The sequence below is a fragment of the Enterococcus sp. PLH-Efm8 genome, from assembly GCF_053011625.1.
Map to the genome: position 1 here is coordinate 2,467,501 of NZ_CP172568.1, position 26,571 is coordinate 2,494,071.

The window sequence follows — 26,571 nt, forward strand, 5'->3', positions numbered from 1 at the left end:
ACCTTAGGCGGCTGGCTCCAAAAGGTTACCTCACCGACTTCGGGTGTTACAAACTCTCGTGGTGTGACGGGCGGTGTGTACAAGGCCCGGGAACGTATTCACCGCGGCGTGCTGATCCGCGATTACTAGCGATTCCGGCTTCATGCAGGCGAGTTGCAGCCTGCAATCCGAACTGAGAGAAGCTTTAAGAGATTAGCTTAGCCTCGCGACTTCGCAACTCGTTGTACTTCCCATTGTAGCACGTGTGTAGCCCAGGTCATAAGGGGCATGATGATTTGACGTCATCCCCACCTTCCTCCGGTTTGTCACCGGCAGTCTTGCTAGAGTGCCCAACTGAATGATGGCAACTAACAATAAGGGTTGCGCTCGTTGCGGGACTTAACCCAACATCTCACGACACGAGCTGACGACAACCATGCACCACCTGTCACTTTGCCCCCGAAGGGGAAGCTCTATCTCTAGAGTGGTCAAAGGATGTCAAGACCTGGTAAGGTTCTTCGCGTTGCTTCGAATTAAACCACATGCTCCACCGCTTGTGCGGGCCCCCGTCAATTCCTTTGAGTTTCAACCTTGCGGTCGTACTCCCCAGGCGGAGTGCTTAATGCGTTAGCTGCAGCACTGAAGGGCGGAAACCCTCCAACACTTAGCACTCATCGTTTACGGCGTGGACTACCAGGGTATCTAATCCTGTTTGCTCCCCACGCTTTCGAGCCTCAGCGTCAGTTACAGACCAGAGAGCCGCCTTCGCCACTGGTGTTCCTCCATATATCTACGCATTTCACCGCTACACATGGAATTCCACTCTCCTCTTCTGCACTCAAGTCTCCCAGTTTCCAATGACCCTCCCCGGTTGAGCCGGGGGCTTTCACATCAGACTTAAGAAACCGCCTGCGCTCGCTTTACGCCCAATAAATCCGGACAACGCTTGCCACCTACGTATTACCGCGGCTGCTGGCACGTAGTTAGCCGTGGCTTTCTGGTTAGATACCGTCAAGGGATGAACAGTTACTCTCATCCTTGTTCTTCTCTAACAACAGAGTTTTACGATCCGAAAACCTTCTTCACTCACGCGGCGTTGCTCGGTCAGACTTTCGTCCATTGCCGAAGATTCCCTACTGCTGCCTCCCGTAGGAGTTTGGGCCGTGTCTCAGTCCCAATGTGGCCGATCACCCTCTCAGGTCGGCTATGCATCGTGGCCTTGGTGAGCCGTTACCTCACCAACTAGCTAATGCACCGCGGGTCCATCCATCAGCGACACCCGAAAGCGCCTTTCAAATCAAAACCATGCGGTTTCGATTGTTATACGGTATTAGCACCTGTTTCCAAGTGTTATCCCCTTCTGATGGGCAGGTTACCCACGTGTTACTCACCCGTTCGCCACTCCTCTTTTTCCGGTGGAGCAAGCTCCGGTGGAAAAAGAAGCGTTCGACTTGCATGTATTAGGCACGCCGCCAGCGTTCGTCCTGAGCCAGGATCAAACTCTCATAAAAAGTTCGAACAATCTTGCGATTGTTAAGCTCAATTTGTTTGCTAGCATATTGCTTGCTTGTTAAAAATGTTTATTGTCTTGAATTGAATCAAGACGCCCTACACATTTGGTTTGTCTTACTTTGTTCAGTTTTCAAAGATCTACTTCATCGGGAGTGTTTCCCGATTCGTTTTTGGCTGCCGTAGCAACTTTTATATCATATCAGAGAGACAAGCGATTGTCAACTCTTTTTTAAAAGTTTTTTTCGATTTCGTTTTTCGAAATCTTTCAGCAACTCATTTATCATAACTTATCGTTTGTTATTTGTCAAGAACTTTTTTGAAGTTTTTTTTCGATAGAATCAAGCTTCGCAAGTGGTTCTTTTTAACGACTTAGTTATCTTATCACGTCTAAAAACATGTGTCAACTCTTTTTTGGAATTTTCATAAAATGTTTCAATGAAGCGCGACAACGTTGTTTAATATATCGCGAATTGTAAAATTAAGTTAGAAAAATAAAAAGGCATTTATGGTACACTCAAATTGTATTTCCGACGAAAGAAAACAAAGGAGTGTAACCATAAATGACCTACAAACATCTTACCATAGACGAACTGACAATGATAGAATCATATTATCTTCAACATAATAAGCCGGTTGAAATCGCTAACCGAATGGGACGTGCTATACAAACTATTTATAATGTAGTCAATAAGTTCAAGCAAGGCAAGACTGCTCTTGATTATTGGCACCAGTATAAAGAAAATAAGAAAAAATGTGGTAGAAAAGTCATTCAATTACCTGCTCATGAAGTAGATTACATTAAAGAGAAAGTCACTCTTGGTTGGACGCCTGACGTCATTATCGGGCGAAAAGAAAGGCCTGTTTCATGCGGTATGAGAACACTTTATCGTTTATTTTCTAAAGGAATATTTGATATTGACACACTACCGATGAAAGGTAAAAGAAAACCCAATGGCCATCAGGAAAAACGGGGAAAACAACAGTATCAGCGCTCAATCCATGATCGACCTGATAATTATCCTGATTTCAATTCTGAGTTTGGTCACCTTGAAGGTGATACGATCGTTGGCATTCATCATAAAAGTGCCGTCATTACTTTAGTTGAAAGATTATCTAAAGTCATTATCACGATTAAACCCAACGGCCGTAAGGCATTAGATATTGAAACTGCCCTTAATCAATGGTTTTCTCGCTTCCCTAAAAACTTCTTTAAATCTATTACGTTTGACTGTGGAAAAGAATTTTCTAACTGGAAAGCCATTAGTAACCAACATGATATTGATATATATTTTGCGGACCCTGGAACACCTTCTCAACGCCCATTAAACGAGAATTCTAACGGGATTCTGCGTCGTAATGGACTGCCGAAATCAATGGATTTTAGAAAAGTGAATCAGACATTTATTTCCAGTGTCAGCAATCAACGTAATCATATTCCAAGAAAATCATTGAATTACAGAACACCAATCGAAATATTTTTGAGCTATGTACAAGAAGCATTTTATTCTAGCTTAATTTGACAAATCATATATCATTAAAAAAAATAAAGGTCAAGCTAAAATATTATTTAAGCTTGACCTTATTATAATTTCAACGATTGTCAAAAGTATTGTTTGCAGCTGTGTTGCCAGTTTCTATAGATAAATCACAGCTTTTGAAACATAAGTTTTGTACTGCTTCGATTCGCCCGAATTCTTTTGCAGTTATTTGGCAATGAGAAAAGCAGACATCTTCTATAGGCTTTTCAGGAAATGCTACTAAATCAAAAGCTCGGGAAGGAAGTGAGTAACCTGGAGAAAGGCATGCCTGTACGTTTTTGATGTGTATGTCTTTGACTTTCGTCATTTGCTTTGATTCAGGTATTTCTTCAGCCACTGCTTGCCAACTTTCTGGCATTTGAGCAAGGTCATTGCTATTTTTTCTATTGTATTCATTATGCCAGTCCATTATCCAAGAAAAAGGAAATTGTACATCAATCATATTCAGATTTTCTACCCTGATATTTTCGATCACTCCCCCTCTTTCTTTTGAAGATTTCATTCGAATACCACAGTCTGACTGAAAAAAATTGATATCGTGAATATATACGTCACTAACTCCAGCACTAACTTCGCTACCAATAGTTACACCGTATCCTGAACGGATTTTACATCTAGCAACCTCGATTCTTGATGATTTTCGATTGACTCTTGCACCATTGCCATCTCTGCCAGACTTAATAGCAATACAATCATCACCACAGGCCAAATCACATTCATAGACACGCACATTTGTTGAAGAATCAATATCAATCCCATCTGTACTTGGTCCATCATTGTTGCGGATGATTACTTTTTCTACTAATACATCGTTAGAATAAGTGATTTGCAAGTTCCAAAAACCTGATTTCTGAAAAATCAAATCACGAACAACAACATGTTCTGCATGATACAGTAAACAAGCGCGTGGACGTTTAATAGCATAATCCGCAATCCAACGAAGTCCCTTTTGATCGTATTCAGCTCTTGTCCCGCTTTTTTGATCTTTTCCCCAATACAGCTCCCACCAATGGTCTCCTTGACCGTCGATTATTCCTTTTCCTTCTATAAGAATATCTTTCGCCGAGAGAACATTCAAAATCGCTGCTGGCCATTTCATTTCTACGCCGGCTACTCGTGTATCGATTTCTGGAAATGCTTCGATATCTGTTCTCCCCTTGAGGACTGCACCTTCTTCAAAGATAAGATGACTCTTATCTTTTAAAAAAAGGGCTCCGACTAAATAAATGCCTTTTGGAATAAATACAGGTAAGTGTTCTTTCGCACCTTGATCGATTGCTTTTTGCAGTATTATTGTATCATCTTGTTGAGTGTCGTTTGTTTTAAAGTTCAAAGCATTGATAATCCCTTTTTTTGTCCGCAATACGTTTCTCCCTATCTTTCATTGATTTTTTTCAATTCTTCACCAATAAATACAGTTTTTGAACGATTCAGTGGGTAACCTACTAGCAAAATGATTGCGGATACAAATAAGCAGAATGCTGGTAACAAGTTTGCCATCGTATAAATCCTTTCTTGTACTAAAACTGATTGGATGGCTCCACCTGTTGTAGACGATTGGTAACCAATGAGTGCCAGCATAAATCCGCCTACCGCTCCTGCACATGCTTGTCCTACTTTTCTCGCAAAAGAATTTACTCCATATACTGTTCCATCTTCTCTTAAGCCTGTCTTATATTGATGATAATCAATCACGTCAGTAATGAATGCCCAGACCATCAAATTGAATAAACCAGATCCTAAAGTAGCGATAAATAAAAGAATCAGATATACCCATGCATTTGTTATATGAAGGAAATACATCAGCAAGTACATACATGAAGAAGCAAGTAACGCAAATACGCTTGCTTCCTTTTTACCAAATAATTTTGTCAGCTTTGTAGCAAATGGTGCTAAAACTACTACTGTTCCGTAAGTAAATAAAAGAGCAACAGACATTGCTTGTTTATTATGGAAGTAATCATTGAATAAATAAGTCATATTCGTCCCAGCTAAAATCTGATTGATCACAATGAAAATGTCAACAATGACTAAAATAATCAGTGCTCGATTAGCTAACAAACCTTTTACCAACTGAGAAGCAGATACTTTTTCGTTTTTGACAACTCTTACTCTTTCAGTAGTCAATTTACAAGTTAACATATATGCGACAAATGCTATTGCAGCACATCCGATTGAAATCCAAAAGAAATGATTCCCTGAAACGACTTGTTGTCCACTCTTGTTATGGGTATACATTAAAATCGGAATGAAGAATCCTGTAGTTGATCCGCCAATCGCAGAACCAATGCTTCGGAACGTGGACAACGAGGTGCGGTCATTAGGATTTGAGCTAATTGCTGCTGCCATTGCTCCATACGGGATATTGATTGTTGAGAGAAAAATCCCATAAACAATGTATGAAACAAAAATATAAGCAATCTTCACCGTCATTGGAAGATGTTGGACGAATGGCAAAAACAAAATGACAGTCACTAAGCAAAATGGATACTTCATTTTTCTGATCCAAGGAATAAATCGGCCAGTTTCTGTTAACTCTGAGACATCACATAATCTTCCAACCATCACATCAGCAAACGCATCCAAAATTCTCGAAATCAAGAATAACGTACCTACGATTGCCCCTGAAACGCCAAGAACATTCGTATAATAAATCATCAAGAAACTATTGACTAAACCTAAAATAAAACAGTTACCTAGATCACCGAACATGTAGCCTATCTTATCGGAAATCCCAAATTCCTTTTTTTCTTTTTTTACTGTATTTGCTGTAACAGCATTTTGTGAAAGCATTTGAATTCCTCCTACCTCTTCTAGTAAACGTTTTCAAAATTATAACTCTTTTTTTCTTGTTTTTATATTCACAATGTTGGCTTTTTATTGCATTATCTTGACAGATAAAAAACAAAAAATAATCTAAAAACATTGATGCATAAGATTGATAACTTTTTTTACATAACAATATATACAAACAAAAAAATTCACTAACTAGTGAAAATAAGTTAGTGAACCTCATTTATTAAAGAATTAAATTACAGATGATCTTTTCCATCATACTTGAAAAACTCAAAATCAGCATAACTTCCTCTTTTTTTATTTAGATCATGCACTGCTATCCCGATAAAATTTCCAGTAAACCCTCCTGAGAGTATACACATGTTTTTTTGCGGACCTACTTTCTTCCATTCTTCAGTTGATACGTCTTTCAAATGAAACTGTGCTGTCTCTTTCTTTACAGTGACTTTCAAAAAAGTCTTCTTTTCTGTGAGTGGAATCGTCCAATCTTCTATTTGTGCTACTCCGTTTTCTGATTCTATCATACGTAGGCATTTTCCCTTGTCCTCATTCCAAGTAACATAACAATAAATATAATTGGATTCATTTAAGTACAGTACCAGTCCAGCCATCTGATTAAAATTATTAGGCATGTATTCAAATGCTGTCTCCGCATCAAAAGTAAAATCCGTTTGCCGAATAGCTAACAAATGATGTTCGAAGGTAGATTGAAGAGATTCACCGGAAATCAGACGTAAAAAACCTGGTCTACATTTTGTATCACACCAATCAGCATTTGGCAAAATGCGTCTGGCATTCCAGTTCTTCTTTAGCTCTCCTTCAAATGTATCCATAAACTGATGATCTTTTTCTTGTTGTACCTCTTCATTTGTCTCAATCATTATTTCTTCCATCGGAGTTGTCTGGCTATCTTTAAGTCTTAACCAATCGTCGGACGTCCAATACACTTCTTGAATAGCGGTTTCTCTTCCCAAAATAGCCGCACCGTTTAATGGTCTGGTACAAAGATATGTCATGTACCATCTTCCTGACGGGGTTTGTACTAAGCTCCCATGTCCTGTACATTGCAATGTAGAAGCAGGTTTGTCACTAGCTGTCAGCATAGGAAAACCAGGATCAAGCTCGTAAGGACCAGTAATATTCTTTGCTCGGCAAACTGTAACTGAATGTCCTCTTCCTGTACCGCCTTCTGCCGTCATCAAATAATAATACCCGTTACGAAAATACAAATGTGGTGCCTCCGTTTTCGCTAATTCTGTACCTGCAAATATTTTATAGATGGGACCATCAAGCTTCTTCTTCTCTGCATCATATTCTTGTAATACGATACCGCTGGATTTATTCGGTGTGTCCAGACGATAATCCCATAGTTCATTGACAAGCCATTTTTTTCCCGTTTCAAGATCATGGAACAAAGAAGGATCAAAGCCGTTACTATTTAAATAAATTGGTTCGGACCAAGGACCTGTGATCTCAGATGCAGTGATCAAATAATTGTGGACATCTTTAAACGGACGGCCTGCACTTTTGACATCTGTGTAAACAAGATAAAACAATCCATCAGCATAACTGATCTGTGGCGCCCATATACTTCCATTTGTAGGATTTCCTTGCAAAGATACTTGAGTGGTCAAAATATCCGTTGTATGTGACCAGTTGACTAAATTTTTCGACTCATATACTCGGATTCCTGGAAGCCATTCAAAAGAGGAGACAATAATGTAATACCGCTCTTTCACTCTTAATATATTAGGATCTGGATTGAATCCTCTTAAAATAGGATTTTTCACTTTGATAGTCTGCATGATTCAGGCTCCTTTTCTCATTCTTACTCGATATAAACTGAATGCCCCAGCTGCTAAAAAAGCAAGTGAAATAAACAACACAACGGCAAACAGACCAGTCATGTCCTGTAATAATCCAAATGTATTTTCTAAAGACAAAGTTGAATGATCTACAGCAAGCGACTGATAACTTTTTTTAAACTCTGACGCAGACATATTACTTAAAGTAACTGCTAACCCGCCAAAGAAAATCAAAGATAGACTGCCACCGACCATTCCTAGCAATAGTTCCCATTTTCTTTTCATTTCTGAACCCCCTGCTTTTCTAAATGTATCCATTCAGGTCTTTTGATCGATGTTTCATAATTGTTATTACGTTCAGAGAATTTGACAGTCTGTTCATTTTTCTTGTCATCCCAATTATCCCAACCAGTTGGGTGAACATGCCCACCTATCTTACACGCTTCAAATAAGACATTTGCATACGGACGCCACGGTCTTCCTAAATAGACGTTTCTAGTATCAGGTTCTGCAGTCAAGGTACAGCTTTCAAAACGATACCCTGTTTTTTGATTTTTCGGCGTAGATGCTGCTGTGATGTATCCAGGATTTTTACTGGCTAAGCTATGGATATGACACTGATGAAAAACGGCATCTGCCCCACCAAATATGAAATCCACCGTTCCTTCAATCCAGCAATATTCATAGGTCTGACGACAATACTCAGGATTGGCAGAAGCCGGTGTACAAAAAGGAGTACCATCTTTTTGCAAATCAGGCAACGGACCCGTGCATAAGGTATCCTGATAACCAGATAGTCGACAGTTTTTTAAAGATACGCGATCTCCTGAATTGAATAAAGCAACAGCCTGTCCTACCTTTTCTCCTGGACCTGCTGTATTTTCGATGTGAAGATTTTCTAATACGACATTCGATCCTTCTAAGAAAAAAGTAGCACTTCGGAAAGTCCCTAACTGGCTACCGTCAAGATACTCCTGTTTTGCAAAACGATTACCGGAGATAACTACTGTTCCTGCTCCCACAAGTTTAAAATTGGATAATCTGCTTTCTATATATTCATCATATCTTCCTTCTTTTACTATCAAGACCTTTGGATGGCTATCCGGCAGGCCTGCCAAATAATCGATTCCTTCTTGGATAGTTTCAAAATCCGTCGGGGTATCTATAGCATTCTTTCCAATTATCAGTTTGTCTTTCATCCTCATAAATGCTCCCTTATGAATTGTTTCCAAATATTTCTCATTTCTTGTGTTTCCATATGACCGCCTGTTAAAGAAAAAGAAGAAAAGTTTTCTGGACTACCCATTGATTGATACTTTTTGTCCAGCCCTTTTCTCAGCTTCAGTACGCCTTCGTCCAAGCACATCGTATCGTTTTTTCCAACTAAGCTAAGACGAGGGCGCGGAGCGATTTTTTCTTGGATTGCTAACGTTGTATAAGCTGTCAATAGATTTGGCACATAGTAATAAAACCCATGATGATCTAGGCGGCGATGTAGCAAAAGTGTTTCGATGTCCACCTGTGCCGCTAGATCAATACAAACTTTGACACGAGAATCCAATGCTGTCACCCACCAGCTTAATAAGCCTCCCATAGAAAGACCAATCGTTGCGAGCCGTTGAGTATCTGTGTCTTCCCTTGTCTCCAAATAATCGATCAAGCTGATCACATCATAAATACGCATTCCCCATAACGTTTTTCCTGTTAATAAAAATTGTTTGAACAACTCGCTTTCAGAAATACCTCCGCGTTCTTCAAATCCCCAAGCATCAATCGACCAAACAGCATATCCCATTCCTGTCAGTACTTCTGCAAAAGATGGAGAAGCTAAGTAAGGAGCACCATGGATCAATTCACTTTTCCCGACTGAAAAATCTCCGCCGTGAGAATGCAGGTAAAGGACCGTCGGAAACGGTCCTTCTTTTTCTGGATAAGCATAGAGGGCTGGTACTGTTTCCAATTCATTTAAGTACAATTGATAGTATTCAAGCATAAAACCGTTTTGTTTTTCTCGGTATAATCGTTTTCCACTAGGGGTATGTCTGCTAGATGGAGCACCTAAAAAATCATTCAACTGCATAAGCAAAGTTTTTACGAACAACCAGTTCATCCATATTTTCTGATTGATTTGATTGGAATTTCTCAATACTGATTTCTTTAGTATTTTCTAATAGAAATGCTGGTCCCTCGTGATTTTCAATCGACATCTGGTTAAAGGAAACCTTACCCGCAAAGCCAATATAAAATCCTTGTCTGCTCATTTCCTCTATTCCTGTCATCATAGCAGGAACACCGGGAACTGCATCTTGGGCCATCGAGACATCGATATTGTCAAATGTGATTTCTTGTATGAATTGTTCCGCTAATCCATAAATAAAACCTGCAGAAGCATGGACATTCCTTGCCGTGATATTCGAAAAATGGATCCTTCTGAATGCTGATGTCCGTTCATCTATCGGATAAGCCTTTTTTTCCCATACATACGGTTCTTTCCCTCGCGGACCACAGAAATAATAAAGATTCAGTATAAATGGACACATCACATTATCCATGACTATATTGGATACTCGAATATCTTCAACGATCCCGCCTCGACCTCGTCTAGATTTCAATCGTATTCCTCGATCAGTTTCTTGGAAGATACAATTTGAAATGGTAATATTACGAATACTACCACTCATTTCACTTCCTAATACGACACCGCCATGTCCATGGACCATCGTGCAATTTGTGATCGTGATATTTTCGCAAGCGATCCTTTCGTACGTATCTTCAGTCCCTGCCTTGATTGCAATACAGTCATCTCCCACGTCAATATGGCAATTACTAATACGCACATTTTTGCATGATTCTGGATCAATTCCGTCTGTATTTGGTGAATCCGCTGGGTTCAAGATCGTCAAGTTATCAAACGTTGCATTACTGCAAAGAATCGGGTTGATCGTCCAACTTGGTGACTGGATCAATTTAATATCTTTCACAGTAATTCGATGACAGTTATGGAAACTCATCAATTTAGGACGAGGATAAGCGAGATTATCTGGTTCATTTCTAAAAGTATGCCACCATTTTTTTCCATTTCCATCTAATGTACCGAAACCAGTGACAGAGATGTTCTCTACATTTTGAGCATAGATACAGGAAGCATAAACTTTTCGATGGACTCCTTCCCAACGTGAATGAACAACAGGATAATCTTTTGGATCGTCAGAGAATTTCAGAACCGCTCCTGCGCTTAAATGAAGTTCGACATTGCTTTTTAAAAATAAAGCTCCTGTTAGAAATTCACCTGCTGGAACAACTACGGTCCCGCCTCCGTCACTTGCTGCAGCATCAATGGCTTGTTGTATTGCTTCAGTATTCAATTCATCAATTGATGCGCCAAATGTCAAAATATCATACATATTTATAATGCCTCCACTTCAATCAATGCTTGCAAGAATGCACCAACGCCTTTTTGATCATTACAAATAATTGGTTCACTGATGTAGTAAGCATATGAACCATCTCGCTGATCTGCTCCGCCTAACCCTGCTACTTGACAGTTTTTATTCAAGTTCAGCCAGCCTTCTTTTGTTTCCAGAACAAATTCATCAAGTAATCCTTGATGTGATTTCTTCACTTGTGGAAGCCATTCTTCTTTGTTCAGCAGTCCCAAACGTATTCCTTTAGCCATTGCGTAAACAAACATACTACTGCCGGAAGCTTCCAGATAATTTCCTTTCCGTTTTGTTTCTGTTGTTACTTGATACCATGTCCCGCTGTTTTCTTCTTGATATGGAAGTAATGCAGCCAGTGTCTTTTCTAGAATTTCTTTCAGCAAAGAACAATCTGTTTCTTCATGAAGTAATTCATAGGTATCTGCTGCAGCCATCAAATACCAGCCAATCGATCGGCTCCAAAAATGATGGGATAGACCTGTTTTTGGATCAGCCCATGGTTGGACCTTCTTTTCATCCCATGCATGAATCAGCAAATTTGTTTTTGGATCGAATAGATGTTTATAACTGATTTCAAACTGTCTCAAAACATCTTGGTAATCTTTTTCTTCACTAAAATTCTGGATAAATTCAGCATAAAAAGGAGAACCCATATATAAGCCATCCAACCAAATTTGATAAGGATAAATTTCTTTATGCCAAAAAGCTCCTTCGGATGTGCGTGGATGGTTTGCCAACTGCTGGGAAAGGAGTTCTGCTGCTTTTTTATATTTTTCTTCGCCTGTTTCTTTGTACAATAAAAAGAAAAGCTTTCCTGTATTTACATGGTCGATATTGTATTCTTCAACGCTGTAGCCACGGATCGTTCCATCTTCTTGCACGAAATAGTCGATATTGTCTTTTATGAAATCAAAATAAATTTTTTCTTGGGTTCGTTCCCAAAGTAATTGGAACCCTTTAAGTACGACGCCATAGTCATAAGACCATTTTCCTTTATACCACTTTTCTTCATATAAGCGAGGTGTTCTTTCCATGATACTTTTTGCTAATTTCTTTGACCAGTTTTCCATTATTTGCTCTCCTTTAAAAATTAAAATAGGATTTGGGACAAATACCAAGAAGTATTTGTCCCAATCGTCTATATTACTGTGCCGCTGCTTTGTATGCTTCCTCGTACTCTTGTGTGATTCGATCGCCTCCTTGTGCTTTCCAGTCTTCTACAGCTTTTTTGAATCCATCTTCGTCAAGCTGTCCCATGATGTATTGCACCGTAGCATCAATGACGATTTTTTCAATTTCTGATCCTACTTCATTGTTCGTCGGTGAATCCAATGGCACAGAAGGATCCATTACAGCAAATTCTTCATTTTCTTTGATCAATTGATTAGAGAATTCTTTTTCAGGGTCTGTATCTTTGAAAGAGAACGTCACTTCACTAGGACGAGAGCTTGATAACGGTTGCACCTCTTGTTGCCAAAGATCCATATCGATAAATTCGATAGAACCATCATCATTCAATTCATAATGCGTTCCTTCGATACCGCCAGTCATCAATTTATACACATCTTCTTCTAAAAGATCATCAACAAATTGAAGTAATTTCTTCAATTGTGCTTCGTCTTTTACTTGAGATTTGGGAAATGCTAGCAAGCCGCCAATACCATTTCCTTCTGACCAAACATGATAACCGCCGCCTTCACCATCTGAGATCTTGTTTACAGGCACTAATTCCATATCATCTTGAATACCTTGACCCATCGTCTTCAGATTCTTGATATCCACCATTCCAGTGTAGATTCCAGTTCTTCCTTGTGCAAATTGTTCTTGCTGATCAGTCTTTTGGGTAACTGCAAAGTCTTGTGCCAAATAGCCATTCTCAAATAGATCTCTTGAAAAATTCAAAGCTTTCATATACTCTTCTGTATCAAATTCTGGAGTGAATTTGCCATTATCGTCTACAGCCCAGCCATTTGGTGCTCCAAAATAAGAAGTGAAAAGTTTAAAGCTGGTATAACGAATATCACTAGGCGCACGATCGCCAAAACCAACTGTGTCGTCCACACCATTTCCATCAGGATCGTTTTCTGTAAATTGTTTAGCTACTTCATAAAGCTCATCCATGGTAGTTGGAACATCTAGTCCTAGATTATCCAACCAGTCTTTTCGAATGACTAAGCCAGCACGAGCGTAGTCTTTTTGTATCGGTACGCCGTACAAGGCACCGTCGATACTCGCAGCTTCGATTCTATCTTCAGAAATTTGACTTAAATTTTTATAGTCTTTTAAATATTCTGATACATCCCAGAATACGCCTGATTTTAACGCATTGCGGACAGAAGAGTTTTTCAACATCGCAATTTGAAGTGTAACGATATCTCCTAGTTCATCAGAAGCCAATGCAGTTGTTAATCTTTCTTCTTTTGAAGCATCAGGAATCCAGTTGAATGTCAGTTCCGTATCGGTTTTTTCTTCGATCAAGTTCACAATCGTGTCTGTAGGCGGTGAAGCATGATGCAAAATATTTAACCAAGTGATTTTAGCTTTTCCATCTTCTGTCTCTGAAGAACTGTTACTTGAACTGCTGCCGCATGCGGCAAGTGCTAGAATTCCTGCAAAACTAAGACCTAATTTTACGAGCGTTGCTTTTTTCATAAATTTTCTCCTTCACTGTTTTAATAATATTTTTGTTTTCTTCTGTTTTTTCTGTATATGAGTTCTTCCATTCCAAATGGCAAAATATAGAATTTGCTGTCCACGTGACTGCGGAAAAGAAGAGACTGCCACCGATAAAGGTTAAAACACCTGGCATTGTTTGGATGATCATCAGATAAATCCCTACCATACTTAATATCAACACTAATGAGTAATGAAGATGTGAGAATCCGAATAAAAATGCCATTTTCATTTTGAAAAAATATCCTTTCCAATCATAATGAGCCATGATTGGGAAAATATAGAGTGCTGAGAGCACATATATGAACGCAGCAATATACAAAGCGATCCTAAGATACCAATTGTGTATGAAAGAAAGATCCACAAGTAAAACAATCCCGATGGCGCCATATATCCAGCTCATCAGCAAGGTTTCACGATAGTTTTCTTTAAAATATGTGAAGTACGTTTTCGTCAAAGGAAACGTTTCTTTTGAGCGCAGCCATTTTCTAATCACTGCAACCATCGCATACGATGCAGGACCGAAAGTAAAAACTCCCAAACCTGCGATGACTAAACCGCCCCACAGAAAATTCAAATAAACCAACTGTAAAATACGATTTAGCCTTCCGTTTATTTTATCTAATGACTGCAGCATATCTTTCCCTCTCTTTCTATCTTAGTAAACGCCGTCTTCTCCTAGCTTTTTGGCAATCTTATTAGCTAAAATTACCATAAACAATCCTACGACCCCTTTAAACAATCCCATTGCTGTACTGAAACTTAACTGTCCATTCTTCAATCCAGCTGTATAAATATAGGTGTCGAAAATTTCTGCAACGCTTCGATTCAATGAATTCAATAACAAGTACATATGCTCGAACCCTAAGTCTAATGTCTGACCGATTTTTAGAATCAGCAAGGTAATGATTACTGGACGAATTGCCGGCAATGTAACATGCCATGTTTTGCGTAAGCGTCCTGCTCCATCCATTTCTGCAGCTTCATACAACTGTGTATCGACTGCAGTTATCGCTGAAAGGTAGATGATCGTAGACCAGCCCAACTCTTTCCAGATCACTTGTCCGATATATACTGTGCGTGTCCATTCAGGGGATGTTAGAAAACTGATTTTTTCAAATCCCATTGTTGCAAGGAATTCATTCAATACCCCTCCGTCAACATTCAAAAATACATAAGTAATCGAAACAATGATTACCCAAGACATGAAGTGAGGGATGTAAATGATCGTTTGAATCCCGTTTTTCAATCGTTTGTTCGTTACTTCATTTAATAGTAAAGACAAAATGATTGGCATCGGAAAAAACACGAAGATATTTAATCCGAACAAGATCAACGTATTTCTTAATAATGTAAAGAATGTCGGTTCTGTAAACAAACGAATGAAATGTTTGAAACCGACCCAAGGACTTCCCATTATTCCTAAAAATGGTTGATAATCTTGAAAAGCAATAACGAGTCCCCCCATAGGAAGATACCTAAAAATCAAGAAATAAAGGACTCCCGGCAGAATCATCACATATAAAAATTTATTCGTTTTGATTCCTGCAATTATTTTTTTTCGTCTTCTGAGCTTTTCTTCTTTTTTCGATAGCGTCAGTTGAAATGGTTCTTGTTTCTTTACACTTTCCATAAGCCCCTCCTTAGTTTTGTGAATGTTTGCTGCTTATGACTTCATGATAGATAACTATCTGAATTACGTATATAATCATTTTTATCGTAAGTAAAAACGCTTACATAGCAATGATTTTTGTGCTATACAAAACGATAAAGTGTATTTTTTCACAAATAAACTACGCATAGCAAACCTTCTATTTTTTTCTATCTGACACTTAGCATAGGAAATGATTATATACGTAATCTTTCACCGATGATAAATTGAACATATAGAAACAGAAACATTTAATTTATTTTGAGGAGGAGCCTATCTATATGAAAAAGAAAGTCTCTATAGGAGAAAGAAGTTTTACACTTTTCAACAATACGTTTCTAATTTTGCTAGCTTTGATCTGTATCGTTCCTTTTTTAAATATCATCGCTACATCTTTTGCTTCTACACAAGAAGTCGTCGCGAAAAAGTTTATCCTTTTTCCTACTACCTTTTCTTTAGACGCGTATCGCTACATTCTTTCTACGCCGACCATTTTTAGAGCACTTGCTGTTTCGATTGGTGTTACAGGTGTCGGAACGATCGTCAGTATGTGTGCAACTTCACTGATGGCCTACGGTCTTTCCAGAAAGTATTTGTTTGGTCGAGGTTTCGTCAACTTTCTTGTTGTATTTTCTATGTTGTTCAGCGGGGGGATGATTCCAACGTTCTTAGTTGTTCGTTCTCTAGGGCTGGTCAATTCTTACTGGGCCATGATCCTGCCTGTGGCTGTTAATGCAATGAATATGATCATTATGAGAAACTTTTTCCAAGCCTTGCCGGATAGTTTGGAAGAATCAGCAAAAATGGATGGTTGCACAGATTTTGGTGTATTTTTCAAAATTATGCTGCCATTAGCTTTACCGTCTATTGCTACTATCTCGCTTTTTTATGCTGTTACTTACTGGAACACTTATATGACTGCTATTTTGTATATCAACGATTCATCTAAATGGCCGATACAGATTCTTTTACGCCAAATCGTCATTGTATCAAGTGGGATGCAAGCAGAAAGTAGTGCCGTTGATGTGATTCCACCAGCACAAACAGTTAAAATGGCTGTTATCGTTATTGCAACAGTGCCTATGCTGATTGTTTATCCTTTTGTTCAGAAATATTTTGTCAAAGGAGCACTCGTAGGTTCTGTCAAAGGGTGATTATGTACTGAACGCAAAATGGTAGTTGTGTCAGAAGTGGTCAGCTTCAAGAAATAAGAAGGCATTTACGAAAATTGCTTCTTAAATTTTTGTGAAATTTCGGCTTATTTTTCGAAGAATCTACTCCTGGAACACCGTGTATCAGAGGTTGTGAAAGAGACGTTCAGCCTTGAGCGATGATAAAAACTCTCACAAACATTGCGACGAGTAACCCACAGGAGCAATAAGAAGCGATTTTGAAAAATAGCTTCCCATATTTCACAAAATTATGCCTTATTGTCGATAGCCTGTCTCTTGAACGCCATTTATTCGTAAAAAAGAACTGTGACAAGACTTTTGTCACAGTTCTTTTTGCGTGCTTAGCCTTGAAATTTAACTATCCATAAATACAAATACTAGGGTTATTCTAACTTCTTTTATTGCTTGAATCAGTCCACAAGAAAAACAGCCTCTTGATTAAACGGCGTTTATCTTGTTGATTCTGCGGCAATAAAATCAGCCAGCAGCAAAACATGAAGTGCTGTTTTTTGCTGTCCTCTTTTATTGCTTGAATCAGATCACAAGAAAAACAGCCTCTTGATTCACAAATATTTTTTTCGATATTCTCCCGGCGTAATCGATTCCTTCTTTTTAAAGAAACGAATAAAATTTTGCGGATTTCGATATTGCAATCTTTCTGCAATCTCTTTTACGGAGAGGTTAGTCTCTTTCAACCATTTTTTTGCTACCTCTAAACGATGATTTTGAACAAAATCACCAAATTTTTCTCCTGTTTCCTTTTTAAATACATTACTTAAATAGTTAGGGTTATAATGCAACCTATCAGCGATCACATCTAAAGACAGATCACGATCATATTCTGTGTAGACGATATGCATAATATTCTCCGACAAATTTTTAAATTCATGATCAGTGATTGCTTGAGAGCATTCTGTGATTGGCAGAACTAATTGTTCTAAAACAAGTTTTTCTAGTTCTTTGGGATGATAATTGTTCAGTGCTTTTACATAAATTTGTTTCATGTTATCAAAGTTTTTTGAATCTACTCCCAATAACTGTCCTAATTGAACGAGTTCATTGATCAAGCGGACCGAAACTACTTCCCGACTCAAAGGATTTTTATTTTGTGCAAACAATGCATCAATCAATTCATGTACTAAATTCTTCACTTCCTGATTTCCAGAACGAATGGCTTCAAACAATCGATTTTGTTCTTCTATCGGATATCTAATAAGTGTTTTTTCATGAGCAGCAGGAACGATTTCCTGATAAAAAATAATTGAACTTGGACCAGTATTTACACGATAATACAGGGCTTCTTTTGCCCGATCAACCGATTGCTTGCTTTCATTCAGCGTTTCGAACCGGTTACTGATGCCTATACTGATAGTTAAATTCAAGTATTCTTTTACACGTTTTTGAATGAGTCGGCAATACTCCATGACTTTTTTGCTTGCTTCTGCATCATCTTTATCCATTCGATAAATAGTGGCTTGCATTTCTTCATTCAAAACGATCGGCAGCATTCGATTTTCCTTTGGCACAATTTCCGTGATCATGTTGTTGATCGCTAAAAGTAGCAAATCACGCTCCCCACCGTGACTATCTTCTAACAGATCGATTTGAACCAAAGCTGTATAATAGCAGTCATTTTGAGAACTATAACCAAATTGCTGCAACCGCTGATCTAGTTCTCGCCTTTCTACTCGATTTCTAAATAAACTAAGTACAAATAGCGTTTCCAGCTGTGGCTTTTGGGTAACTAAGTGTGCACTTAACGCTTCTTTTTCTCCTATGATCCGACTGACTGATTGAGCGACCAAATCTAGTTCTTTCCCACTGAATCCTTTTGATTTAAGATTCAGACGTTCCTGTATTTGAGAAATCGGACGGGCAAATCTGTCCGAAAATAAGTAGGAAAAAAGACCAATGAGTCCTACCAGTGTTAAAGACACTGCAACTAGCCCGATTCTCAGATTGCGGATCATTGCGCCAATTGCACTAGAGTCAACTTCTAATCTGTAAATCCAATTATTATAATCTGATTTCAGTACTATATACGTTTTATCTTTTTCTCTTATCACTTTCAGCTGATTGTAATCTAGATCCACGTCCGTTAATACAGTTGGTTGCTCTTTATTTTTTACTGTCTGAGTAGTAAAAAGGTTGCCAACTTCGTTTTCAATAGAAAGTATGTCTTCTCCACTTTCACCAACAACTTGTTCTATTGTATGTTTCTCTATCGTAGCAATTCCCAATGCATATTTTTCTTTTTCAAACATTGGCAAAGAAATCACCATTTCGATTCCTTTGTTTTTCTTTTGCCAAAATAAATTATTTTTGTTATTTATGTACTTCTGTTGATACTTTTCAACTTCCTCTTCGGTCAGTTGACTCAACGATCCATTGATTACTCCCCATTTACCAGCCAAACTGACTAAATCATAATTATTATCATCCATAACAATCGTTTCTATAAAATTTAGTTCTTTCCTGATTTCAGAATAAGTGGAGTAATCTGTATATGTCAGCGGATGCTTGAATATGTCCGAGAAATTTTTGGTCGAACCATACGTAGAAAACGAATATTCAATCGTTCTAATTTTCCATTCAACGTTAGTTTTAACTTGCCTGAGCAAATTCTTTTTGTCTGTTAAATAACTCGATTCGATCGATTCATAGGTATTCTGGTAAATGAATAAACTAAATCCTATGACAAGTACGGCTCCTAATAAAAACATCGGTAAAAATATTTTATAAAATACTGTACTTTTCTTCATTTTCTTCCTCTCCTCCTTTTAAAATAAAAGGCTTTCATTTTTCTGTAAAATTGATACTCATCTAATTAAATGAGCATTCCCCGCTTTCAAGAATAGCATAATTAAAAATAAAAATCCAAGTAATTTTTAACGTGTGCAATCTTTTCATATCAAAGATCTATTGACTTATCGTAGTTATCGTAATATGATGAATGCGTTAACAAAAAGTGAAAAAGTAAGGAAAATGATGGAATGGTAACGATCAAAGATATCGCTAAAGCAGCTGGCGTTTCTCATACGACAGTTTCTCGTGCTTTGAATAACAGCAGTTTAATAAAAAATGAAACAAAACAAAAAATACGACAACTAGCTAAGGAAATGAATTATTCGCCAAACTATAGTGCAAAAGGTTTAGTGAATCAAAAAAAATATCTAATCGGACTATTTTTCTCAAGTTTGCATAAAGGAACTTCATCAAATTTCCTAGCAGATTCCATTGCAGGCATCCATTCAGTATTAGACACAAATTACAGTTTATCTGTTGAAAGTATCGATGTTGTTGATTTAACAGAAATCAACCTGCAACGCTACGATGGACTGATCGTTATGAGTCAAAGTGATGATGATCAGCCTTTCATCGACTATCTCAAAGAAAAAGAATTTCCTTTCGTTGTTGTCAATCGTCACATCAATGATCCAGCGGTTATCAACGTCACTGCCGATGATGCGGCCGGTGTTATGCAGGCAGTAGATTACGGTATTGGATGCGGACATACGAAGATCGCTTATATTGGCGGAAAGAAAAATTTTCGTTCGACAAAAGAACGGGAAAAAGGGGTATTGAAAAGTCTAAAAAAAGCGAGCATCCCTGTCAATCTAGCCTATTTTTTAACAGGAGATTACAGCTTAGAAAGCGGCCTCCAAAACATGGAATACCTATTATCACTTTCTGACCTGCCTACTCTGGTTTTTTGCGGCAACGACGACATAGCGATTGGTGCATTGAGAGCTGTACATTTAGCTGGCCTCCGTGTTCCCCAGAACATTTCTCTGATCGGGTTCGATGATTCTCCAGTCGTCTCCTATCTCAATCCGCCGCTTACCACCGTACGTAAGCCTTTGAAAGAAATGTGTCAAGAAGGAACAAAGCTTTTACTAGATTTGATCGAAGGCAGGACGATCGAACAATCTAAAATTGAGCTCTCCACCTTGTTGATCCTTCGTGAGTCGATCAATTACTTGTAAACTACAAGTAATTTTATATAAAAATGTTAACGTGTGCATAACACAGAAAGGAAGTTTATATGAAAAAACTGACAAAAGAATTAGTGAAAAAAAACGAAGCACCTGTAAAAGTTCTTTAGTTTGGTGAAGGCAATTTTATGCGTGGATTTATTGATTGGCAGATTCAGCAGCTGAATAACCAACAATTGTTTAAAGGTAATGTTGCAATCATTCAACCTTTAGAACAAGGTCTTGGAAATATGATGAACCAGCAAGATAATTTATATACGGTCATTTTACAAGGACTCAGCAATGGCGAAATCGTTGATACTTCCGAGATTATCACCGTAGTAGAACAAATGATCAATCCTTATGATGAATGGGATGCTTATCTATCTCTAGCAGAAAATGACGACTTGGCCTATATCGTCTCCAATACAACAGAGGCAGGAATCCAATTCGTGGAGACTGATAATTTAACAGATACTCCCCCACAGAGCTTCCCGGGCAAACTGACAGCCTTTTTATACCGACGTTTCAAATTAAACAAAGCTGGCTTTACCATCATTCCTTGCGAACTGATTGACAGAAACGGCGAACGTCTAAAAGAAATCATTTTACGCTACGCAGAAAAATGGGATTTAGAACCTGCTTTTGTTGAGTGGTTAGAAAAAGAAAATGTTTTCTGTTGTAGTTTAGTTGATCGCATCGTCCCAGGTTATCCTCGCGAAGATGCAGGTGTTTTCAATCAACGGCATAACTATGAAGATCAATTGATGGTCAAAGCAGAACCATTCATGCTTTGGGTGATCGAAGGGCCTAAAGAATTGGAGAATCAACTACCATTCAAACAGGCTGGCTTGAATGTCATCATCACAGATGATATGACTCCTTATCGTGAACGTAAGGTGCATTTGCTTAATGGACCGCATACAGCGATGGTCCCTCTTGCTTTGTTGGCGGAATTGGAAACTGTAGAAGAAGTAATGAAAGATCCTTTATTCTCCGCATATGTTGATCAGTTATTCAATCTAGAATTGATTCCTATGCTTTCTTTACCTAAAGATGAATTAGCCATTTATGCTGACCAAATCAAAGAACGTTTCTTGAATCCTTTTGCCCATCACAAATTAGAAGCGATTTCATTAAATAGTGTTTCAAAGTTCAGCACCCGTCTGCTTCCAGTGTTCAAGAAGTATATCGAAGAACAAAATCAGGTACCACCGTTAATCACTGTTTCACTAGCTGCGCTACTTCTTATGTATCGAGGCGATCAAGTAAAGCCACATGATGATGAAAAGACGATAAGCGAATTTACTGATGCTTGGTCTGATAATGGAACAGCTATTCCTCGATTATTGCAAAACGCTGCGCTTTGGGGAGAAGATTTGTCTCAAATACCGAATGTGACAGATACAGTTCAAGAAATAGCTGCAAAGATCGATCAAAAAGGTGTCCGGTCAGTATTACAAGAAATGAAAGGAACGATGGTCCATGCTTGAAACCCTGCAACCAACAATGAAATTAAATCGACGAGACAGTGTGGTCGTCGCATTAACCCCTATTCCAAAACAAACACAACTGACGATTGATCAGCAAACGATCACCACTCTTGAAGATATCCCGCAAGGTCATAAGATTGCATTGGGTGATTTGAAAGCTGGAGACAACGTGATCAAATATGGCTATCCAATCGGTCATGTGACGACAGACGTAACTGCCGGTCAATGGCTGCACACTCATAATGTAAAAACCAATCTTTCTGGTGAATTGGATTATCGATATGAAAAAGATGTCCATCCAAGTCATTACCTTTTTGAGAACCGAACATTTCAAGGTTACTTGCGAAAAAATGGAAAAGTAGGGATTCGTAATGATTTGTTTTTAGTACCTACCGTTGGGTGTGTGAATGGCATTGCTGAACTGATCGTCAAACAGTTCAAGGAAAAACATCCAGATCTGGGACAGTTTGACCATATTACGATTTTAAAGCATCCTTATGGCTGTTCGCAGCTTGGAAAAGATCATCAAAATACTCGAGAAATTTTAGCGGACGCAGTAAATCATCCCAATGCCGGAGGAGTTTTAGTATTTGGATTAGGTTGTGAGAACAATACAGTTCCTGAATTCAAAAAAATTTTAGGTGAATATGATGAAGAACGAGTGAAATTTCTAGTGGCTCAAGATGTTTACGATGAGATCGAACAAGGTGTGGCTCTATTAGAAGAGCTTTTAACAGCGGCGGAAAATGACCAGCGCATATCAGTCCCGCTCTCTAAGTTGAATGTCGGTTTGAAATGCGGCGGTTCTGATGGTCTATCGGGAATAACTGCTAATCCTTTACTTGGTGCATTTTCTGACTACTTGATTGCTCAAGGAGGCAGCACGATCTTAACAGAAGTGCCAGAAATGTTTGGCGCAGAACAAGTATTGATGGCACGAGCGGAAAATGAAGAAGTTTTTGACTCAATCGTTGACTTGATCAATGACTTCAAACAGTATTTCTTGTCTTACGGGGAACCAGTTTACGAAAACCCATCTCCTGGTAATAAAGCAGGTGGGATCACTACATTAGAAGATAAGTCTTTAGGCTGCACGCAAAAATCAGGAAGCTCTCCTGTCGTTGATGTGCTACAATATGGCGAAAAAATCAGAAAACCAGGGCTTAGTTTATTGCAAGCTCCCGGGAATGATCTTGTAGCTGCCTCTGCTCTTGCTTCATCCGATTGCCAGTTGGTCTTGTTTACCACAGGAAGAGGGACTCCGTTTGGCTCATATGTCCCAACGGTCAAGGTATCTACGAATACAACTCTTTTTGAACGCAAAGGTCATTGGATGGATTTTAATGCAGGCGTCTTATTAGAACAACCAATGGAAGTAATCTTAGAATCGTTTGTTCAAAAAATCATCGCTGTAGCTAGTGGAGAAGAAACGAAAAATGAACAAAATGACGTTCGAGAAATTGCCATTTTTAAAAACGGAGTAACACTTTGATTTTCATAAAACAGTATAAAAAGAAAGAAGGAAGATTTATGTTTTTATCTGATGATTTTTTATTAAAAGACGATTGGGCGAAAAAGCTTTACCATTCCTACGCAAAAAACATGCCCATTATTGATTATCACTGTCACTTAGATCCAAAAGAAATTTACGAAAACAACAATTTCAGCAATCTGACAGAAGCTTGGTTAGGAGGCGATCATTACAAATGGCGCTTGATGCGAGCTTGCGGCGTGCCTGAAGAAAAAATCACAGGAAATGCTTCTGATTTTGAAAAATTTTTAGCTTGGTGTCAAACCGTACCAAAAATTATCGGAAATCCGCTTTACAGTTGGTCACATCTTGAATTGAAGCGTTTCTTCGGTATTGACTTGTTGATAAATGAAGAAAATGCAGAGAAAATTTGGACACAAGCAAATGAAATTTTGGCAGCTCCTGATTTTCGCCGTCGGGAAATCGCAAAAAAATCGAATGTAGAAGTGATTTGTACAACAGATGATCCCGCAGACGACTTGCACTATCATCAGTTGCTTGCTCATGAAGAACCAGATTTGAAGGTTCTACCTTCATTCCGTCCAGATAAAGCACTCAATATTGAAAAAGAAGGATTTAATGCATGGGTCACACTACTGGAAGAAGCAGCTGACCAAACGATCACCACCTATCAAGAACTGATAGAAGTCTTAGGGCAGCGGATAGAATACTTCCATCAACATGGATGTCGTGTTTCCGACCACGCTTTAGACATCTTACGCTATAAAGAAGCGGATGAAACAGTATTAGAAGAGATTTTTCAAAAAGCACGAGCTAACAAACTATTATCTTCAGATGAAATCGATGCTTATCTTACAGAAACACTGATACATTTGACCCACTTCTATCATTCTCATAATTGGACGATGCAGCTGCACATCCATGCTTATCGTAACTGTAATACACAAATGTTGGAAAAATTAGGGCCCGATACCGGCTATGATGGAATGAATGATCTTTCTTTGACTATTCCTCTGCAAAAATTATTGAACCGTGCAGAAGAAACGGATCAGTTGCCAAAGACGATCCTTTATTCATTGAATCCGAATGACTATCCTGCGATTTTAGCTTTGATGGGCTGTTTCCAAAAAGAACAGAATGGAAAACTGCAGTTAGGTTCTGGATGGTGGTACAACGATACTCGAGCTGGTATGCGCGATCAATTGACACAATTTGCTGATGGTAGTGCTTTGGGGAATTTTGTCGGCATGCTGACAGATTCAAGAAGTTTCCTGTCCTACACTAGACATGAATATTTCCGTCGTGTTCTTTGTGAATTTTTAGGCGAAATGGTCATGCGAGGAGAAGCACCTGAAGATGAACAACTTTTAGGAAGTCTAGTTCAAGCGATTAGTTATACAAATGCTAAAAATTACTTTGGCTTTTTTGCCTAATTGATTAATAGTAACAGTAACGAATCAAAAACAGGATAGTGAAATAACGGAATCCGTTTATCCACGTTTTAGAGAAGAAGACGGACCAAATTTGGGCTCTATAATTTATGGGACTGATGAATCAGAATTGATTCTTCAGCCCCATTTTCATTTTAGGTATTAAAAAACATATCGTTCTCTAGTATGATTAAATCACCACAAAATAAACAACTGAGAGGACGATACGCTATATGAATGATTCTATCAAAAAAATGCTGAGAATAACAGAGAAAGATTTGATGATTACAGAGGTCTCTTACGAGACCCTTCAGAAGAAAAAGACGTTGGTCGTCGATGCTGTTCTCTCGCCTACTCCTCGTGCTTGTAGAAGTTGTGGTTCTACTGTGGTAGATGGAAACGGGAAAGCAATTATAGTGAAAAATGGAAAAAAGGAAACGATTGTCCGTTTTGAACAATACAATCATATGCCTTTGGTTATGCGCCTAAAAAAGCAACGCTATACCTGTAAAAACTGTCGCACCCATTGGACGGCTCAAAGTTATTTTGTCCAACCCAGACATTCAATCGCAAATCATGTTAGATATAAAATTGCTTCTTTACTGACTGAAAAAGTATCTTTATCTTTTATTGCGAAAAGCTGTCAGGTATCTTTGACCACCGTTATTCGTACATTGAAAGAGTTTAAAAGCTATTTACCAAAGCAATCTAAGAAGATCCTCCCCAGAGTATTGATGGTTGACGAATTTCGTTCGCATGCTTCCATAGAAGATAAGATGAGCTTTATTTGCGCGGATGGCGAAACAGGAAAATTAATAGATGTTTTGCCTACGCGTAAATTACCTCGATTAACAAGCTATTTCTTAGGTTGTACCAATCCAGAAGAAGTAGAATTCTTGGTGACAGACATGAACGCCGCCTACTTCCAGCTCACCAAACGTGTTCTGCCAAATGCGAAAGTCGTGATTGATCGGTTTCATATTGTCAAACACATGAATCAAGCGTTCAATGAGTTGCGTATCCGTGAAATGAATGAACTTCGTAAAGCCGGACAGAAAAGCCAGGCAGAAAAACTGAAAAAGAACTGGCGCTTTTTGCTAAAAAATCGTGCAAACATCAACCATTATGAATACAAAACATGGAAAAGTTTCCGAGCACCAAAATACCCATTTCTTACTGAAGCAATGATGATTGATCGATTGCTTGAGTTTTCTCCGCCCCTAAAGGAGGCGTATCCCTTTTTTCATGAATTAGTTGAAGCCTTTCGAGACAAAGACCCTGACTTATTTTTCTCCTTATTGGCAGAACTTCCCGAAACGTTAGATGACAGCTTTCGGGAAAAGCTTCAAAACCTTCTGACCTATGAAGAAGGCATCACCAACGCAATGATCTATCCTTATTCCAATGGAAAAATAGAAGCGAAGAATACCCACATAAAGACAATGAAACGAGTATCCTACGGATTTAAATCATTTGAGAACATGAGAATTAGAATCTTTTTGATCAATCAATTAATCAATGTAAGATAACAAAAAATCTGAGCCAGAATGTGGTTCATTCTGACTCAGATTTGATTTTGCACAACTCATCAGTCCTTATTGACAAAGAGCCCAAAT

General features: G+C 38.5%; 18 protein-coding genes, 1 rRNA gene and 1 pseudogene (1 of these 20 only partly in view). 7 read left to right on the top strand and 13 right to left on the bottom strand.

What is annotated here, in order from left to right:
• Positions 1-1,490: ribosomal RNA gene (locus tag ACIFUW_RS12175) — 16S ribosomal RNA — on the bottom strand; it reaches 70 nt to the left of the window's first position.
• A 561-nt stretch (positions 1,491-2,051) separates the two neighbouring features.
• Between ACIFUW_RS12175 and ACIFUW_RS12180 the strand changes: the two genes are divergently transcribed.
• Positions 2,052-3,011, top strand: a complete 960-nt coding sequence (locus ACIFUW_RS12180) for an IS30-like element IS6770 family transposase (protein WP_002297271.1) — start codon at positions 2,052-2,054, stop codon at positions 3,009-3,011.
• Positions 3,012-3,081: 70 nt separating this feature from the next.
• Here ACIFUW_RS12180 and ACIFUW_RS12185 read toward each other — a convergent pair whose 3' ends face one another.
• The 11 genes from ACIFUW_RS12185 to ACIFUW_RS12235 form a co-directional block, all read right to left on the bottom strand.
• Complete coding sequence (locus ACIFUW_RS12185; RefSeq protein ID WP_002303183.1) at positions 3,082-4,392, bottom strand: glycoside hydrolase family 28 protein; 1,311 nt, start codon at positions 4,390-4,392, stop codon at positions 3,082-3,084.
• A gap of 11 nt (positions 4,393-4,403) precedes the next feature.
• Positions 4,404-5,822 (bottom strand): MFS transporter, encoded by a 1,419-nt coding sequence (locus tag ACIFUW_RS12190; protein ID WP_002303182.1) that lies wholly within the window; start codon positions 5,820-5,822, stop codon positions 4,404-4,406.
• Between the two features lie 239 nt (positions 5,823-6,061).
• Entirely contained in the window at positions 6,062-7,630 is a 1,569-nt protein-coding gene (locus tag ACIFUW_RS12195) for a glycoside hydrolase family 43 protein (RefSeq protein ID WP_002286026.1), read from the bottom strand.
• Positions 7,631-7,633: 3 nt separating this feature from the next.
• Positions 7,634-7,915: a DUF4064 domain-containing protein gene (locus ACIFUW_RS12200; protein ID WP_002303181.1), complete on the bottom strand. Its 282-nt coding sequence runs from the start codon at positions 7,913-7,915 to the stop codon at positions 7,634-7,636.
• Entirely contained in the window at positions 7,912-8,835 is a 924-nt protein-coding gene (locus ACIFUW_RS12205) for a pectinesterase family protein (protein WP_002286024.1), read from the bottom strand. Before ACIFUW_RS12205 ends, ACIFUW_RS12200 begins: the two co-directional genes overlap by 4 nt.
• Positions 8,832-9,710, bottom strand: a complete 879-nt coding sequence (locus ACIFUW_RS12210) for a dienelactone hydrolase family protein (protein WP_002294494.1) — start codon at positions 9,708-9,710, stop codon at positions 8,832-8,834. Before ACIFUW_RS12210 ends, ACIFUW_RS12205 begins: the two co-directional genes overlap by 4 nt.
• Positions 9,697-11,034, bottom strand: a complete 1,338-nt coding sequence (locus ACIFUW_RS12215) for a glycoside hydrolase family 28 protein (protein WP_002303180.1) — start codon at positions 11,032-11,034, stop codon at positions 9,697-9,699. The genes ACIFUW_RS12210 and ACIFUW_RS12215 overlap by 14 nt, the downstream gene beginning before the upstream one ends.
• Positions 11,035-11,036: 2 nt before the next feature.
• A complete protein-coding gene (locus ACIFUW_RS12220) occupies positions 11,037-12,140 on the bottom strand; it encodes a glycoside hydrolase family 88/105 protein (RefSeq protein ID WP_002286016.1) in 1,104 nt (367 codons plus the stop codon).
• A gap of 73 nt (positions 12,141-12,213) precedes the next feature.
• Positions 12,214-13,722: an extracellular solute-binding protein gene (locus ACIFUW_RS12225; RefSeq protein ID WP_002286015.1), complete on the bottom strand. Its 1,509-nt coding sequence runs from the start codon at positions 13,720-13,722 to the stop codon at positions 12,214-12,216.
• The gene (locus ACIFUW_RS12230; protein ID WP_002286012.1) at positions 13,688-14,380 is read right to left on the bottom strand and encodes a YesL family protein; all 693 of its coding nucleotides are present in this window, start codon (positions 14,378-14,380) and stop codon (positions 13,688-13,690) included. Before ACIFUW_RS12230 ends, ACIFUW_RS12225 begins: the two co-directional genes overlap by 35 nt.
• A 21-nt stretch (positions 14,381-14,401) precedes the next feature.
• Complete coding sequence (locus tag ACIFUW_RS12235; RefSeq protein WP_002286009.1) at positions 14,402-15,376, bottom strand: ABC transporter permease; 975 nt, start codon at positions 15,374-15,376, stop codon at positions 14,402-14,404.
• Positions 15,377-15,675: 299 nt separating this feature from the next.
• Here ACIFUW_RS12235 and ACIFUW_RS12240 point away from each other — a divergent pair, with 299 nt between their 5' ends.
• On the top strand, positions 15,676-16,548 hold the full coding sequence (locus ACIFUW_RS12240; RefSeq protein WP_002286008.1) for a carbohydrate ABC transporter permease: 873 nt from the start codon (positions 15,676-15,678) through the stop codon (positions 16,546-16,548).
• Between the two features lie 581 nt (positions 16,549-17,129).
• Here the strand turns inward: ACIFUW_RS12240 and ACIFUW_RS12245 are convergent.
• Positions 17,130-19,328: a helix-turn-helix domain-containing protein gene (locus ACIFUW_RS12245; RefSeq protein ID WP_002303179.1), complete on the bottom strand. Its 2,199-nt coding sequence runs from the start codon at positions 19,326-19,328 to the stop codon at positions 17,130-17,132.
• Between the two features lie 231 nt (positions 19,329-19,559).
• On the opposite strand from ACIFUW_RS12245, the gene ACIFUW_RS12250 reads away from it, so the two are divergent.
• The 5 genes and pseudogenes from ACIFUW_RS12250 (at position 19,560) to ACIFUW_RS12270 (ending at position 26,484) form a co-directional block, all read left to right on the top strand.
• A complete protein-coding gene (locus ACIFUW_RS12250; RefSeq protein WP_002303178.1) occupies positions 19,560-20,552 on the top strand; it encodes a LacI family DNA-binding transcriptional regulator in 993 nt (330 codons plus the stop codon).
• A 59-nt stretch (positions 20,553-20,611) separates the two neighbouring features.
• Positions 20,612-22,033, top strand: a pseudogene (locus ACIFUW_RS12255) (tagaturonate reductase).
• Positions 22,026-23,525 (top strand): UxaA family hydrolase, encoded by a 1,500-nt coding sequence (locus ACIFUW_RS12260; RefSeq protein WP_002286002.1) that lies wholly within the window; start codon positions 22,026-22,028, stop codon positions 23,523-23,525. The pseudogene ACIFUW_RS12255 and the gene ACIFUW_RS12260 overlap by 8 nt, the downstream one beginning before the upstream one ends.
• A 38-nt stretch (positions 23,526-23,563) precedes the next feature.
• Positions 23,564-24,958, top strand: a complete 1,395-nt coding sequence (gene uxaC, locus ACIFUW_RS12265) for a glucuronate isomerase (protein WP_002303177.1) — start codon at positions 23,564-23,566, stop codon at positions 24,956-24,958.
• A 230-nt stretch (positions 24,959-25,188) separates the two neighbouring features.
• Positions 25,189-26,484, top strand: a complete 1,296-nt coding sequence (locus tag ACIFUW_RS12270; RefSeq protein ID WP_002297218.1) for an ISL3-like element ISEfa11 family transposase — start codon at positions 25,189-25,191, stop codon at positions 26,482-26,484.
• Positions 26,485-26,571: the final 87 nt, after the last annotated feature.

Bases quoted from the DNA above. Each gene is read 5' to 3' on its own strand.
- ACIFUW_RS12245 (WP_002303179.1), bottom strand. From the start codon at position 19,328: ATGAAGAAAAGTACAGTATTTTATAAAATATTTTTACCGATGTTTTTA.
- ACIFUW_RS12195 (WP_002286026.1), bottom strand. From the start codon at position 7,630: ATGCAGACTATCAAAGTGAAAAATCCTATTTTAAGAGGATTCAATCCA.
- ACIFUW_RS12220 (WP_002286016.1), bottom strand. From the start codon at position 12,140: ATGGAAAACTGGTCAAAGAAATTAGCAAAAAGTATCATGGAAAGAACA.
- ACIFUW_RS12240 (WP_002286008.1), top strand. From the start codon at position 15,676: ATGAAAAAGAAAGTCTCTATAGGAGAAAGAAGTTTTACACTTTTCAAC.
- ACIFUW_RS12210 (WP_002294494.1), bottom strand. From the start codon at position 9,710: ATGCAGTTGAATGATTTTTTAGGTGCTCCATCTAGCAGACATACCCCT.
- ACIFUW_RS12200 (WP_002303181.1), bottom strand. From the start codon at position 7,915: ATGAAAAGAAAATGGGAACTATTGCTAGGAATGGTCGGTGGCAGTCTA.
- uxaC (WP_002303177.1), top strand. From the start codon at position 23,564: ATGTTTTTATCTGATGATTTTTTATTAAAAGACGATTGGGCGAAAAAG.
- ACIFUW_RS12215 (WP_002303180.1), bottom strand. From the start codon at position 11,034: ATGTATGATATTTTGACATTTGGCGCATCAATTGATGAATTGAATACT.
- ACIFUW_RS12180 (WP_002297271.1), top strand. From the start codon at position 2,052: ATGACCTACAAACATCTTACCATAGACGAACTGACAATGATAGAATCA.
- ACIFUW_RS12260 (WP_002286002.1), top strand. From the start codon at position 22,026: ATGCTTGAAACCCTGCAACCAACAATGAAATTAAATCGACGAGACAGT.
- ACIFUW_RS12270 (WP_002297218.1), top strand. From the start codon at position 25,189: ATGAATGATTCTATCAAAAAAATGCTGAGAATAACAGAGAAAGATTTG.
- ACIFUW_RS12230 (WP_002286012.1), bottom strand. From the start codon at position 14,380: ATGCTGCAGTCATTAGATAAAATAAACGGAAGGCTAAATCGTATTTTA.
- ACIFUW_RS12235 (WP_002286009.1), bottom strand. From the start codon at position 15,376: ATGGAAAGTGTAAAGAAACAAGAACCATTTCAACTGACGCTATCGAAA.
- ACIFUW_RS12190 (WP_002303182.1), bottom strand. From the start codon at position 5,822: ATGCTTTCACAAAATGCTGTTACAGCAAATACAGTAAAAAAAGAAAAA.
- ACIFUW_RS12225 (WP_002286015.1), bottom strand. From the start codon at position 13,722: ATGAAAAAAGCAACGCTCGTAAAATTAGGTCTTAGTTTTGCAGGAATT.
- ACIFUW_RS12250 (WP_002303178.1), top strand. From the start codon at position 19,560: ATGGTAACGATCAAAGATATCGCTAAAGCAGCTGGCGTTTCTCATACG.
- ACIFUW_RS12205 (WP_002286024.1), bottom strand. From the start codon at position 8,835: ATGAGGATGAAAGACAAACTGATAATTGGAAAGAATGCTATAGATACC.